We start from the raw sequence: 12,993 nt of genomic DNA, 5'->3' as shown, positions 1-12,993 counted from the left end.
CGCTCCTCGCTTCATCTCTGTCCTATCAGGACTGTCCTATTCAGAATGCGGGGCGGTTCAGCTCCAGCTGGGAGAGCAGCTCGCGGCCCTTCTCGGCGTTGCGCGGCTGGGAAAGCACGTCGTAGCGGCGGGCCACCAGCTGGCTGCTGGAGACGAAGTCGCGCCTGCCGCGCGTGGCGCCGTAGCTGATCGCCGAGAACACCATGCCGAAGCCGACACCGGAGACCAGGCCGATCAGGATCGGCGCGAACCCGGCGCCCGCGGTGAACATGCTCAGCAGCAGCCCGACGAACAGACCGAACCAGGCGCCGGACAGCGCCCCGCTGGTCAGCACCTTCCCCCAGCTCAGCCGCCCGGCGACGCGCTCGACCAGCATCGGCTCCACGCCGACGATGGTCACGTCCTCCACCGGGAACTTGCTGTCGGCGAGGTGGTCGACGGCGCGCTGCGCGCCCTCGTAGGAGTCGTAGGACCCGATCGGCCAGCCGCTGGGCATGGTCGGCAGCTGCGGGGTGCCCGGGTTCCTGGTGAACGTGGTCTGCGAGAAAGCTGTGGTCATTGTTCTCACCTCTCTGCTCCTCACAACGCGCTTACCCGGCCGCGCATGCCCGAAAACGCCAGTTCACAGCCACTTCTCAGACTGTGACCCGCGTCGCCCCGACGGGCTCAGACCGCGGCGAGCAGTTCCGGGCGACCGGCCGGGGAGCCGTCGGGGAGCCAGCGGGCGAAGAACTCCGGGTCGAACAGTTCGTCGAGCACCATGTGCGCGGCGCCGATCAGGCCGCCCTCCTCGCCGAGCCGGGCCTTGTCGATGCGAAGCTCCCTTGTGGACAGTGGGAGCGAGCGCCGGTAGATGGTTTCCCGGATGGTGGCGAGGAAGAGGTCACCGGCACCGGCGATCTTCCCGCCCAGCAGGATGGTGGACGGGTTGTAGAAGTTGACCATGGTGGCGAGCATCGAGCCGATCCGCTTGCCCGCCGCGACGAGCAGGCGCACCGCCTGGTGGTCACCCGAGCGCGCGGCCGCGGTGACGTCGGCGGCGGTGATGCGGCCCGTTTCGGCCAGCACCCGCGCCAGTGCTTCGCTCTGCCCGGTCCGCGCCAGCTCCTCGCCGTCGCGGGCCAGTGCCGAACCGCCCGCGAGCGCTTCCAGGCACCCGGTTTTCCCGCAGCGGCAGACGACCTCGCCCGCCGGGCCCTCGTCCGCGACCGCGGCGTGGCCGATGTCGCCGGCACAGCCCTGCGCGCCGCGGTGCAGTGACCCGCCGTTGCTGATGCCCGCGCCGATCCCGGTGCCGATCTTGACGTAGAGCAGGTCACCGCCGTGCTCGTGCCCGCGCGCGGCCGGGTCCCGCAGCTCGCCGAGGCAGAGCAGGTTCACCTCGTTGTCCACCCACACCGGCGCGCGGTACTTCGCGCCGAGGCGGTCGCGCACCGGGTAGTTGTTCCAGCCGGGCATGATCGGCGGTTCGGACGGGCGCCCGGTGGCGAACTCGACCGGCCCCGGCAGGCCGAGGCCGACGCCCCAGATGCCGATCTCCTCCTCGCCGTGTTCGGACCACAGCTTGTCGAGCGTGGCCTCCACCTCGTCGAGCACGATCTCCGGCCCGGCCGCGATGTCGCAGTCGCAGTGCGCGACGGCGAGCACGGTCCCGGCCAGGTCGGTGATGCCCGCGATGAAACTGGTGGCGCCCAGCTCCGCGGTCAGGATGCGCCCGGCGTCCTTGCGGAACCGCAGCGTCCGCGCCTGGCGGCCGCCGGTGGAGGGGTTGAGCTCCCCCTCCTCCAGCAGCCCGGCGTTCAGCAGCGTGGTGATCCGCTGGGTGACCGCGGTCCGGCCCAGCCCGGTCCACTCGGACAGGGCCGGCCTGGTCTGCGCCTGCCCGCTGCGGACCAGCCGCAGCAGCTTGCCGTAACTCGCGACCAGCTCGGAGTTCGGCGGTTCGCCTCCGGGCGGCTCTCCCATGGGATCCCCTTCTGCGTGACTCCTTTCATCATATACGCATGACCGTCACACTTCTGCATGGGAAAGACATTTGACACGAGGTTTACCGGCGAAAGGTTAGCCGAGCGTAAGGGTTGGGCCGTATTCCTCGAACCAGGTCTGCAGTTCGAGCACCTTGTCCAGGCCTTGGCGCACCTCGCCGGTCACCTCCGCCGAGTCCAACTCCGCCGCCTTGGTCACCCATTCCCGGTCCGCCAGCTGGAACACCGCGGCGTCGCGGTCGGCCACCAGTTCCCGCGCCTGCTTCTGCAGCGCCTCCGCGTAGTGCGGATCCTGCGTCGACGGGTACGGGCTCTTCACCCGCGAAGCCACCGACTCCGGCAGCACGTGCTTGGTCGCGTGCCGCAGCAGGCTCTTCTCCCGGCCGTCGAAGGTCTTCAGCGACCACGGCGTGTTGTAGACGTATTCGACCAGCCGGTGATCGCAGAACGGTACGCGCACCTCCAGTCCGACCGCCATCGAGGCGCGGTCCTTCCGGTCGAGCAGCATGCGCACGAACCGGGTCAGGTGCAGGTGGCAGATCGTGCGCATCCGGCGTTCCAGGTCGCTTTCGCCGTCGAGGTGGTCCACCTGCGCGACGGCGGTGCGGTACTGGTCGTCGATGTAGCCGTCCAGGTGCAGGCCGTCGGTGACGTCCTGGCGCAGCATCGCGGTCCGGCTGCCGGTCAGCTCGTTGAAGGCCAGCCAGGGGAACGTGTCGGCGTCGCGGGCGGCCTGGTCGTGGAACCACAGGTAACCGCCGAAGACCTCGTCCGCCGATTCGCCGGACAACGCCACCGTCGACTGCTCGCGGATCGCTTTGAACAACAGGTACAGCGAGGTGTCCATGTCGCCCATGCCGCCGGGCATGTCGCGGGCACGGACCACCGCCCGCCGCACTTCGGGGTCGCTCAGCGCGGCCGAATCGAGCACCACGTTCTGGTGCGCCGAGCCGACCAGGTTCGCGACGTCGCGGATGTACGGGGAATCGGGCGTCGCGCGGATCCGGTCGGGCTGGAAGTTCTCCTCCTGCCCGGTGAAATCGACCGAGAAGGTGCGCAGCTGCTCGCCCTCGTTCGCCACGTACGGCGCCGCGAGCCCGGTGACCGCGCTGGAGTCGAGCCCGCCGGAGAGCAGCACGCAGCGCGGCACGTCGGCCACCAGTTGCCGGTGCACGATGTCGGTCATCAGCTCGCGGACCTTCGCCACGGTGGCTTCCTGGGAATCCGTGTGCTCGGTGGCGGTCAGCTTCCAGTAGGTGCGGCCGCGGATGCCCGAGTCGTCGACGGTGACCGTGCTGCCCGGTTCGACCTCGTACATGTTCTTCCACAGCGACCAGCCGGGCGTTTTGGTGAACGCCAGCAGCCCGCGCAGGCCGTCGTAGTCGACTTCGCGCTTGGCGGCCGGATTGGCCAGGATCGCCTTCGGCTCCGAGCCGAACAGCACGCCGTCGCGCGTGGGGTAGTAGTACAGCGGCTTGATGCCCATGCGGTCGCGCACCAGCAGCAGTTTCCGCGTGCGCTCGTCCCAGACGGCGAAGGCGTACATCCCGTTCAGGTGCTCGGGCACGCCCTCACCCCATTCGAGGTAGGCGTGCAGCACCACCTCGGTGTCGCTGCTGGTGGTGAACCGGTGGCCCTTGGCCGACAGTTCTTCGCGCAGCTCGGCGAAGTTGTACGCCTCACCGCTGTAGACCAGCACCACGTCGCCGGACGGGGTGCGCTCGGTCATCGGCTGGCGGCCGCCGGGCAGGTCGATGATGGCGAGCCTGCGGTGCCCGAGCGCCGCGTGCTCGCTGAGCCAGGTGCCGGAGTCGTCCGGGCCCCGGCAGGACATGGTGGCGGTCATCGCGTCCACCACTTCGCTTCTGGTGCGCAGATCCGATTCGTAGGCGATCCACCCGGTGATACCGCACATGAGAGCCACCTCCGCAGGATTACTTAGCTATGCGAAATATTCGTAACACCGTTGTAACGCGGGTTCGCGGAAATGTCTGCCCGGTATGCCTGCTCCGCCCGAAGCGTCACCGCGGTTGTGGCCGGTCTCACCGCGCGTCAAAAAGCCGTAAATGGCCAGGAAAACGGCGTCAAGGACCCGTTAGGCGGACTCGGTCGCGGTCGGTGATCGGCGCATCGTCGCATCGATCACCGAAACGGGTGATCTCGAGATGGAGAGGTGCGAATTGGCCGACTTGCTCTACGCCGTGCTGCTGATCGGCGTTTTCGTGGCGCTCGCGCTCACCCTGCGCGGGCTGGAAAAGCTGTGAGCGGCGCGGGGGTCGTGGCCAACGCCGTCGGCGGGGTGCTGGCGCTGGGGCTGCTCGTCTACCTGTTCGTCGCGTTGCTCAGGCCGGAGAAATTCTGATGTCCGACACCACGGCCGGTCTGCTGCAGACCGGCCTGCTCCTGGTCGCGCTGGCGGTGGCCTACAAGCCGCTGGGCGACTACATCGCCAAGGTGTATTCCACCGAGAAGCACCTCAAGGGCGAACTCCTGCTCTACCGGCTGTTCCGGGTGAACCCCGGTTCCTCGCAGCGGTGGGGCACCTACGCACTCGGCGTGCTGGCGTTCTCGCTGGTGTCGGTGCTGTTCCTGTACCTGCTCCAGCGGTTGCAGCCGCTGCTGCCGTGGGACCTCGGGCGCGGCTCGGTCGACCCGGGCACCGCGTTCAACACCGCGGTCAGCTTCGTCACCAACACCAACTGGCAGTCCTACGTGCCGGAGACGGTGCTGGGGCACGGGGTCCAGATGTTCGGGCTCACCGTGCAGAACTTCCTGTCCGGTGCGGTCGGCATGGCCGTCGCGGTCGCGCTGACCCGCGGGTTCGTGCGGGCGAAGACCGACCGGCTCGGCAACTTCTGGGTGGACCTGACCCGCGGCACCGTGCGGATCCTGCTGCCGATGGCCTTCGTCTTCGCCATCGTGCTGGTCGCGCTCGGGGTGGTGCAGAGCCTGTCCGCGGGGGTCGCGGTGACCGGGCCCGACGGCACCTCGTCCACGCTCTCGCTGGCGCCGGCCGCCAGCCAGGAGGCGATCAAGGAACTGGGCACCAACGGCGGGGGCATCTTCAACGCCAACTCGGCGCACCCGTTCGAGAACCCGAACTCCTGGTCCAACCTGGTCGAGGTGTTCCTGCTGCTGGTCATCCCGGTGGCCATGCCGCGCGCGTTCGGCAAGCTGGTCGGCAGCCACAAGCAGGGGTACGTGCTGCTGTCGGTGATGGGCGCGCTGTGGGCCGCGATGCTGACCGTGTCGTGGCTCGGCGAGAACCACCCGAACGGCCCGGCCGCGCTGCTGGCCGGGGCCGCGATGGAGGGCAAGGAACAGCGGTTCGGGCTCAGCCTGTCCGCGTTGTTCGCCACCAGCACCACCGGCACCTCCACCGGCGCGGTCAACTCGCTGCACGACAGCTTCACCGGCCTCGGCGGCGGGGTCCCGTTGCTGCACATGCTCTTCGGCGAGGTTTCGCCGGGTGGGGTGGGCACCGGGCTCTACGGCATCCTGGTGCTGGCGATCATCGCCATGTTCCTGGCCGGGCTGATGGTCGGGCGCACGCCGGAGTTCCTCGGCAAGAAGCTCGGCCGGCGCGAGGTCACCTGCGCGGCGGTGGCGATGCTGGCCATGCCCGCCGTGGTGCTGCTCGGCACCGGCGCGGCGCTGATGCTGCCGGACACCACGAGCGCGATGACCAACAGCGGCCCGCACGGGCTGTCGGAGGTCCTCTACGCCTACGCCTCCACCGGCAACAACAACGGCAGCGCGTTCGGCGGGCTGACCGTGACCAGCGACTGGTTCCAGTCCTCGCTCGGCGTGGCGATGCTGCTCGGCCGGTTCCTCCCGATCATCGCGGTGCTGTGCCTGGCGGGTTCGCTCGCCGCGCAGCAGAAGGTCCCGGTGACCGCGGGCACGCTGCCCACCACCGGTCCGCTGTTCGGTTCGCTGCTCACCGGCACGGTGGTGCTGGTCGCGGCGCTGACCTTCGTCCCGGCACTGGCACTCGGCCCCATCGCGGAGGCACTCGCATGAGCAAGAACGTGTTCGCCCCGCGGCAACTGCTGGCTTCGCTGCCCGACGCGCTGCGCAAGCTGCACCCGCGCCACCAGCTGCGGAACCCGGTGATGTTCGTGGTCTGGGCGGGTTCGGTGCTGGTCACCGTGTTCGCCGTGGCCGAGCCGAGCGTGTTCACCGTGCTGATCGCGGTGTGGTTGTGGTTCACCGTGTTGTTCGCGAACCTGGCCGAAGCGGTGGCCGAGGGCCGCGGCAAGGCGCAGGCGGAATCGCTGCGGCGCACCAAGAAGGAGACCGTGGCGCGGCGGCTGACCGCGGACGGTTCCGAGGAGGAGTGCCCTGGCGCCGAACTGCGGATCGGCCACCTGGTGGTGGTCGAGGCCGGGGAGACGATCCCGGGCGACGGCGACGTGGTCGAGGGCATCGCCACGGTCGACGAATCCGCCATCACCGGGGAGTCGGCCCCGGTGATCCGGGAGTCGGGCGGCGACCGCTCGGCGGTCACCGGTGGCACCACCGTGCTCTCGGACCGGATCGTCGTGAAGATCACCACCAAACCCGGCGAGTCCTTTGTGGACCGCATGATCGCCTTGGTGGAGGGCGCTTCGCGGCAGAAGACGCCGAACGAGATCGCGCTGACCATCCTGCTGTCCACGCTGACCATCATCTTCCTGCTCGCGGTGGTCGCGCTGCAGCCGATGGCGGCGTACTCGGGCAGCGAGCAGTCGGTGGTGGTGCTGACCGCGCTGCTGGTCTGCCTGATCCCGACCACCATCGGCGCGCTGCTGTCCGCCATCGGCATCGCCGGGATGGACCGCCTGGTGCAGCGCAACGTGCTGGCCACCTCCGGGCGCGCGGTCGAGGCGGCCGGGGACGTGTCCACCCTGCTGCTGGACAAGACCGGCACGATCACCTTCGGCAACCGCAAGGCCACCGAGCTGATCCCGGTCGGTGAGTCCACAGTGGACGAGCTGGCCGCGGTGGCCAGGCTGTCCAGCCTCGCCGACGGCACCCCGGAAGGCCGCAGCATCGTGGAGCTGACCGGGGACACCGAACCCACCGAGGAAGAACGGCTCGCCGAGTTCGTGCCGTTCACCGCGCAGACGCGGATGAGCGGGCTGAACCTCGGTGACCGCGAGATCCGCAAGGGCGCGGCGGGCGCGGTGCGGGCGTGGGTGCGCGAACGCGGTGGCGAGATGCCGGACAAGACCGAGCGGATCGTCGACGAGGTCAGCCAGCAGGGCGGCACGCCGCTGGTCGTCGCCGAACGCGTCGCCGGCGAGAAGGCCGTGGTGCGTGGCGTGATCCGGCTGTCCGACGTGGTCAAGCCGGGGATGCGGGAGCGGTTCGCCGAACTGCGCTCGATGGGCATCCGGACGGTGATGATCACCGGGGACAACCCGCTCACCGCCAAGGCCATCGCCGAGGACGCCGGGGTCGACGACTACCTCGCCGAGGCCAAGCCCGAGGACAAGATGGCGCTGATCCACCGCGAGCAGGAGGGCGGGCGGCTGGTCGCGATGACCGGTGACGGCACCAACGACGCGCCCGCGCTGGCCGCCTCGGACGTCGGGGTGGCGATGAACACCGGCACGTCGGCCGCCAAGGAGGCCGGCAACATGGTCGACCTCGACTCCGACCCGACCAAGCTGATCGAGATCGTCGGCATCGGCAAGCAGCTGCTGATCACCAGGGGCGCGCTGACCACCTTCAGCGTGGCGAACGACCTGGCGAAGTACTTCGCCATCCTGCCCGCCATGTTCCTGGCGATCTACCCGCAGCTCGGCGGGCTGAACGTGATGGGGCTGGCCACCCCGGCCTCGGCGATCCTGTCCGCGGTGATCTTCAACGCGCTGGTGATCGTGGCGCTGATCCCGCTGGCCCTGCGCGGGGTGCGGTACCGGCCGTCCAGCGCGGCCGCGCTGCTGCGGCGCAACCTGCTGGTCTACGGCGTCGGCGGGGTGCTCACCCCGTTCGCCGGGATCTGGCTGATCGACCAGCTTGTCCGACTGATTCCCGGGATCGGGTGAGGAACGTGAAGAACCTGTTCAACCAGGCGGCCGCGGGACTGCGCGTGCTGCTGGTGATGACCGTGCTGCTCGGCGTGGCCTACCCGCTCGGGGTGTGGGCGGTCTCCCGCATCCCCGGGCTGCAGGCCAACGCCGAGGGCTCGGTGGTCACGAAGGACGGCCAGGCGGTCGGCTCGGCGCTGATCGGGGTGGACCCGGTGGCCGCCGATCCGGCGGCCGACCCGTGGTTCCACACCCGGCCCTCGGCCGCCGCCGACGCGTCGACCTCGGGCGGGTCCAACAAGTCCGGGTTCAACGAGGACCTGGTCACCGAGGTCGCCGAGCGCCGGTCGGCGATCGCCGCCCGGGAGGGCGTGGATCCGTCGCGGGTGCCGCCCGACGCGGTCACCGCCTCGGCGTCCGGCCTGGACCCGTCGATCAGCGTGGCCTACGCCGAGCTGCAGGTCCCGCGCGTGGCCCGCCACACCGGGGTGGCCCCCGATCGGGTGGCCGAACTGGTCCGCGAGCACACCAGCGGGGTGATCCCGGGGGTGAATGTGCTGCAACTCAACCTCGCCGTGCAGCAAGTCACGGGCCGGTGAGGTGGACGCGGGCGCAGACTGGTCGCGTGGAGCCGGAAACCGAAACCCCGCCGCGCCGAGGTGAGCTGCGCATCTACCTCGGCGCGGCCCCGGGCGTCGGCAAGACCTTCGCCATGCTCGGGGAGGCGCGGCGGCGGCTGGAGCGGGGCACGGACGTGGTGATCGGGCTGGTCGAGACGCACGGCCGCAGGAAGACCGCGGAACTGCTCGACGGCCTGGAGGTGGTCCCGCGGCGGGCCAGCGAGCACCGCGGGCGCGAGTTCACCGAGATGGACGTCGACGGCCTGCTGGCCCGCAAGCCCGAGGTCGCCGTGGTCGACGAGCTGGCGCACACCAACGTGCCCGGTTCGCGCAACGAGAAGCGGTGGCAGGACGTCGACGAGCTGCTCGACGCCGGGATCGACGTGCTGTCCACGGTCAACGTCCAGCACCTGCAGAGCCTCAACGACGTGGTGCAGCGCATCACCGGTGCCACCCAGTACGAGACCGTGCCGGACGAGGTGGTGCGCCGCGCCGAGCAGCTGGAGCTGGTGGACATCACGCCGGAGGCGCTGCGGCGGCGCCTGGCGCACGGCAACGTCTACCCGGCCGACCGCATCGACGCCGCGCTGGGCAACTACTTCCGGCCGGGCAACCTCACCGCGTTGCGGGAGCTGGCCCTGCTGTGGGTGGCCGACCAGGTCGACGTCGCGCTGCAGCGGTACCGCGCCGAGCAGAAGATCACCGACACCTGGGAGACCAGGGAACGCGTGGTCGTCTCGATCACCGGCGGGCCGGAGAGCGAGACGCTGATCCGGCGGGGCAGCCGGATCGCCAACCGCGCCGGTGCCGAGTTGCTGGTGCTGCACATCCTGCGCGGTGACGGGCTCACCGGGCTCGGGCCGACCGCCGTCGGGCGGTACCGCAAGCTCGCCGACGAACTCGGCGCCACCTTCCACACCGTCGTCGGCGACGACGTGCCCAGCGCGCTGCTCGACTTCGCGCGCGGGGTGAACGCGACGCAGCTGGTGATCGGCACCTCGCGGCGGTCGCGGGTGGCGCGGCTGTTCGACGAGGGCATCGGCGCCACCGTGGTGCAGCGCTCCGGGCCGATCGACGTGCACATGGTCACCCACGACGAGGCGGGCGGGCGGCTGCGGGCGACGCTGAGCCGCAGCCCGCTGACGCCGTCTCGGCGGCTGTGGGGCTGGGTGCTGTCGGTGGTCGCGCCGGGGGTGGCCACCGCGCTCGGGTTGCTGCTGCGCGAGCAGGTCGACTTCTCCACCGACGTGGTCGGGTACGTGCTGGCCACCGTGGTGGTCGCGCTCGTCGGCGGGCTCGGGCCGGCACTGGTGGCGGCGGCGTTCTCCGGTGGGCTGCTGAACTTCTTCTTCACCGAACCGCGGTACCAGCTGACCGTGCAGGAACCGCGGAACGTGATCACGCTGGTGGCGATGATCGTGGTGGCGATACTGGTGGCCGCGGTGGTGGACGCGGCGGCCAGACGGGCCGCGCAGGCCGCGCGGGCGCGCACCGAGGCCGCGCTGCTGGCGTCCTACGCGCGCACGGTGCTCACGCACGCCCAGCCGGTCGACCGGCTGCTGGAGAAGGTGCGGGAGAACTTCGGGCTCACCTCGGTGGCGCTGGTGGAGAAGAAGTCCGGGTCCTGGCGACGGGTGGCGCAGACCGGGCTCGACCCGTGCACCAAACCGGACGACGCGGACGTGGACATCCCGGTGACCGGCGACGTGCACCTGGTGCTGCGCGGGCGGGCGCTGCCCGCGGCCGATCGCGGCGTGCTGGAGGCGGCGGCCGGGCAGGCGCTGCTCGCCCTGCGCCAGCAGCGCATGGCGGCCACCGCGGACGAGGCGCAGCGCAAGGCCGAGGCCACCGAACTGCGGACCGCGCTGCTGTCCGCCGTCGGGCACGACCTGCGCACCCCGCTGACCTCGATCAAGGCCGCGGTGGGCAGCCTGCGCGCCGACGACATCCAGCTGTCCGAAGAGGACACCGGGGAACTGCTGGAGGCGATCGAGCTGTCCGCCGACCGGCTGGCCGGGCTGGTGGACAACCTGCTCGACTCCTCGCGGCTGGCCACCGGCGCGGTGCGCCCGCACCTGCGCGCGGTCGGCTACGACGAGGTGGTCGCGCTCGCTTTGTCCAATGTGGATGGCTCGGCGGCGGTGCGCGCCGAGGTGGCCGACGACGTGCCGTGGGTGACGGCCGATCCCGGCCTGCTGGAGCGGGTGGTGGCGAACGTGGTGGACAACGCGCTGCGGCACGGTTCGGCGCCGGTGTCGGTACGGGCCAGCGCGCACGCGTCCTATGTGGAGCTCCGCATCGTGGATCACGGGCGGGGGTTGAAGAAGGGGGCCGCGGAGTCGGCGTTCGCGCCGTTCCAGCGGCTCGGTGACCGCAACGCCGCGCCGGGGGTCGGGCTCGGCCTGTCCGTGGCGAAGGGCTTCACCGAGGCGATGGGCGGCACGATCAGGGCGGAGGACACCCCCGGCGGCGGGCTGACCGTGGTCGTCTCGCTGCCGAAGTGGAATGGAGAAGCATGAGCACGGTGCTGGTGGTGGACGACGAGCCGCAGATCGTGCGGGCGCTGCGGATCAACCTGTCCGCGCGGGGGTACAAGGTGATCACCGCGCACGACGGTTCCGCCGCGCTGCGCGCGGTCGCCGAGACCAAGCCGGACGTGGTGGTGCTCGACCTCGGATTGCCGGACATGGACGGCAACGAGGTGATCGCCGGGCTGCGCGGGTGGACCACGGTGCCGATCATCGTGCTGTCCGCGCGGGGCGATTCGGCGGACAAGGTGGCGGCGCTGGACGCGGGCGCGGACGACTACGTGACCAAGCCGTTCGGCATGGACGAGCTGCTGGCGCGGTTGCGCGCGGCGGTGCGCCGGTCCGCGGTGACCGGCGCCGAGGACGGCAGCGCGGTGGTGGAGACGGACGCGTTCACCATCGACCTGGCCGCGAAGAAGGTCCTGCGGGACGGTGCCGAGGTGCACCTGACGAAGACGGAATGGGGGGTGCTGGAGCTGCTGGTGCGCAACCGGGGGCGCCTGGTGGCGCAGAAGCAGCTGCTGCACGAGGTCTGGGGCCCGTCGTACGACACGGAGTCGCACTACCTGCGGGTGTACCTGGCGCAGCTGCGGCGGAAGCTGGAGCCGGAGCCTTCGCGGCCGCGGCACCTGCTGACCGAACCGGGCATGGGCTACCGCTTCGAAGCCTGAGCCCCCTTCGGGACACCGGCCGCGACCCCGAGTGCAGTGAATGTGGCTTTCACAGCGTCTGGCGCAGTGAAAGCCAGTTGAAACCGCCCCACATTCACTGCACGAGAGCTACGGCGTGGTGCTGCCCGGGTCGCCCGAGTCCGGCGGCTGGGGGCTGCTGCTCGGCGGGTCCGTCGGCGACGGATCGGACGTCGGCGGATCGGTCGGCTTCGACGTGGTCGGCGGAATGGTCGTCGGCTTGCCGGTGGGCGTGCTCGGCGGCTGCGGCGGGTCACCGGGTCCGGGCGGGTTGCCGGGCGCCGGGGGCGCGGGCGGCGGGGTGACCACCGTGGTGGTCGGCACGCCGTCGGGACCGGTGGTCACGATGGTGGTCGGCGCCGCGCTCGGCGAGGTTCCCGGAACCGGCACACCGCTGACCATCACCGGGCCGGGCTGCGGCTGGCCGGGCACCAGCGCGCCGGGGCCGCCGCCGGGGTTCGCCTGCAGCGCGGGCGGCGCGTCGTCGGCGGAGCTGGGGCTGGAGAACTGCGCGACCGCGCCGAACGCGGTGGCGAGCGCGAGGCCGCTGGCGGCGAGAATGACGTACCCGGTCCGGTGCAGCCGTCCGCCCGGCTCACGGGGCGGGGCGACCACGGCCGGCTGGCTCGGGGGAGACCCCGGCGACTGGGGCATTGGTTCTCCTTGCGATGCGGGTGGTGGAACCCGGACGCGCACTCCAGGCGCCGGATCCGCAGGGGACCGTATCACCGTCGGATGACCCTGTGCGAGCGAACCGTCCCCAGATGTTGACGCAGGGTAGCCGCATGGTATTTGCCGACGTAGGGCACGATGGGTTCGTGAGCGAGGAACAGGAGGCCGTGCGCCTCACCGCGTGGGTGCACGGACAGGTCCAGGGCGTCGGTTTCCGCTGGTGGACGCGCAGCCGGGCGCTGGAGCTCGGCTTGGTCGGCAGCGCGGGCAACCTGGTCGACGGTCGTGTCGAGGTGGTAGCGGAGGGTAGGCGGGACCACTGTGAGCGGCTCCTGGCCGCCCTTCGGTCCGGTGGGTCACCCGGTCGAGTGGACACGGTGGTGGAGCGCTGGAGCACTCCGCGTGGTGGCCTGACCACCTTCGTCGAGCGCTGACGGCCCGCCTCCCCGGCGGCGGGAGGCCACCCAGGTAGCATCGGGCGA

The 12,993-nt window shown here is 70.9% G+C and carries 11 protein-coding genes; 7 read left to right on the top strand and 4 right to left on the bottom strand.

The window, feature by feature from the left end; all coding sequences use genetic code 11:
- Window positions 1-40 precede the first annotated feature (40 nt).
- From JYK18_RS00820 to asnB, 3 genes are all read right to left on the bottom strand, one after another.
- Window positions 41-559 carry a general stress protein gene (locus JYK18_RS00820; protein ID WP_206799252.1) on the bottom strand — a complete coding sequence of 173 codons (519 nt, stop codon included), beginning with the start codon at window positions 557-559 and terminating at the stop codon, window positions 41-43.
- Window positions 560-666: 107 nt separating this feature from the next.
- Complete coding sequence (locus JYK18_RS00815; RefSeq protein ID WP_206799250.1) at window positions 667-1,965, bottom strand: ROK family protein; 1,299 nt, start codon at window positions 1,963-1,965, stop codon at window positions 667-669.
- Window positions 1,966-2,061: 96 nt separating this feature from the next.
- Window positions 2,062-3,900, bottom strand: coding sequence for an asparagine synthase (glutamine-hydrolyzing) (asnB, locus tag JYK18_RS00810; RefSeq protein WP_206799248.1), 1,839 nt, complete (start codon window positions 3,898-3,900; stop codon window positions 2,062-2,064).
- 345 nt (window positions 3,901-4,245) lie between these two features.
- Here asnB and kdpF point away from each other — a divergent pair, with 345 nt between their 5' ends.
- The 6 genes from kdpF to JYK18_RS00780 are packed head-to-tail and all read left to right on the top strand — an operon-like array spanning window position 4,246 to window position 11,821.
- The gene (gene kdpF, locus JYK18_RS00805) at window positions 4,246-4,347 is read left to right on the top strand and encodes a K(+)-transporting ATPase subunit F (RefSeq protein ID WP_206799245.1); all 102 of its coding nucleotides are present in this window, start codon (window positions 4,246-4,248) and stop codon (window positions 4,345-4,347) included.
- Complete coding sequence (gene kdpA / locus JYK18_RS00800) at window positions 4,347-6,008, top strand: potassium-transporting ATPase subunit KdpA (RefSeq protein ID WP_206799242.1); 1,662 nt, start codon at window positions 4,347-4,349, stop codon at window positions 6,006-6,008. Before kdpF ends, kdpA begins: the two co-directional genes overlap by 1 nt.
- A complete protein-coding gene (kdpB, locus tag JYK18_RS00795) occupies window positions 6,005-8,020 on the top strand; it encodes a potassium-transporting ATPase subunit KdpB (RefSeq protein WP_206799240.1) in 2,016 nt (671 codons plus the stop codon). The genes kdpA and kdpB overlap by 4 nt, the downstream gene beginning before the upstream one ends.
- Before the next feature lie 5 nt (window positions 8,021-8,025).
- The gene (locus JYK18_RS00790) at window positions 8,026-8,601 is read left to right on the top strand and encodes a potassium-transporting ATPase subunit C (RefSeq protein ID WP_206799238.1); all 576 of its coding nucleotides are present in this window, start codon (window positions 8,026-8,028) and stop codon (window positions 8,599-8,601) included.
- Between the two features lie 26 nt (window positions 8,602-8,627).
- On the top strand, window positions 8,628-11,141 hold the full coding sequence (locus tag JYK18_RS00785; RefSeq protein ID WP_206799237.1) for a DUF4118 domain-containing protein: 2,514 nt from the start codon (window positions 8,628-8,630) through the stop codon (window positions 11,139-11,141).
- Window positions 11,138-11,821 (top strand): response regulator, encoded by a 684-nt coding sequence (locus JYK18_RS00780; RefSeq protein ID WP_206799235.1) that lies wholly within the window; start codon window positions 11,138-11,140, stop codon window positions 11,819-11,821. The genes JYK18_RS00785 and JYK18_RS00780 overlap by 4 nt, the downstream gene beginning before the upstream one ends.
- A 108-nt stretch (window positions 11,822-11,929) precedes the next feature.
- On the opposite strand, the gene JYK18_RS00775 is transcribed toward JYK18_RS00780, so the two are convergent.
- Complete coding sequence (locus JYK18_RS00775) at window positions 11,930-12,493, bottom strand: hypothetical protein (RefSeq protein WP_206799233.1); 564 nt, start codon at window positions 12,491-12,493, stop codon at window positions 11,930-11,932.
- 131 nt (window positions 12,494-12,624) lie between these two features.
- On the opposite strand from JYK18_RS00775, the gene JYK18_RS00770 reads away from it, so the two are divergent.
- A complete protein-coding gene (locus JYK18_RS00770) occupies window positions 12,625-12,945 on the top strand; it encodes an acylphosphatase (protein WP_206799231.1) in 321 nt (106 codons plus the stop codon).
- The last annotated feature ends 48 nt before the right edge of the window (window positions 12,946-12,993 follow it).

Origin of the sequence: Amycolatopsis sp. 195334CR (assembly GCF_017309385.1) — a bacterium.
Lineage (GTDB): Bacteria > Actinomycetota > Actinomycetes > Mycobacteriales > Pseudonocardiaceae > Amycolatopsis.
Note: the sequence above shows the minus strand (reverse complement) of the source record. Positions and strands in the feature narration are given on the sequence as shown.

What these genes read in the sequence shown, in the direction of transcription:
- JYK18_RS00820 (WP_206799252.1), bottom strand. Translation starts at nt 559, where the DNA reads ATGACCACAGCTTTCTCGCAGACCACGTTCACCAGGAACCCGGGCACC.
- JYK18_RS00815 (WP_206799250.1), bottom strand. Translation starts at nt 1,965, where the DNA reads ATGGGAGAGCCGCCCGGAGGCGAACCGCCGAACTCCGAGCTGGTCGCG.
- asnB (WP_206799248.1), bottom strand. Translation starts at nt 3,900, where the DNA reads ATGTGCGGTATCACCGGGTGGATCGCCTACGAATCGGATCTGCGCACC.
- kdpA (WP_206799242.1), top strand. Translation starts at nt 4,347, where the DNA reads ATGTCCGACACCACGGCCGGTCTGCTGCAGACCGGCCTGCTCCTGGTC.
- kdpB (WP_206799240.1), top strand. Translation starts at nt 6,005, where the DNA reads ATGAGCAAGAACGTGTTCGCCCCGCGGCAACTGCTGGCTTCGCTGCCC.
- JYK18_RS00780 (WP_206799235.1), top strand. Translation starts at nt 11,138, where the DNA reads ATGAGCACGGTGCTGGTGGTGGACGACGAGCCGCAGATCGTGCGGGCG.
- JYK18_RS00775 (WP_206799233.1), bottom strand. Translation starts at nt 12,493, where the DNA reads ATGCCCCAGTCGCCGGGGTCTCCCCCGAGCCAGCCGGCCGTGGTCGCC.
- JYK18_RS00770 (WP_206799231.1), top strand. Translation starts at nt 12,625, where the DNA reads ATGGTATTTGCCGACGTAGGGCACGATGGGTTCGTGAGCGAGGAACAG.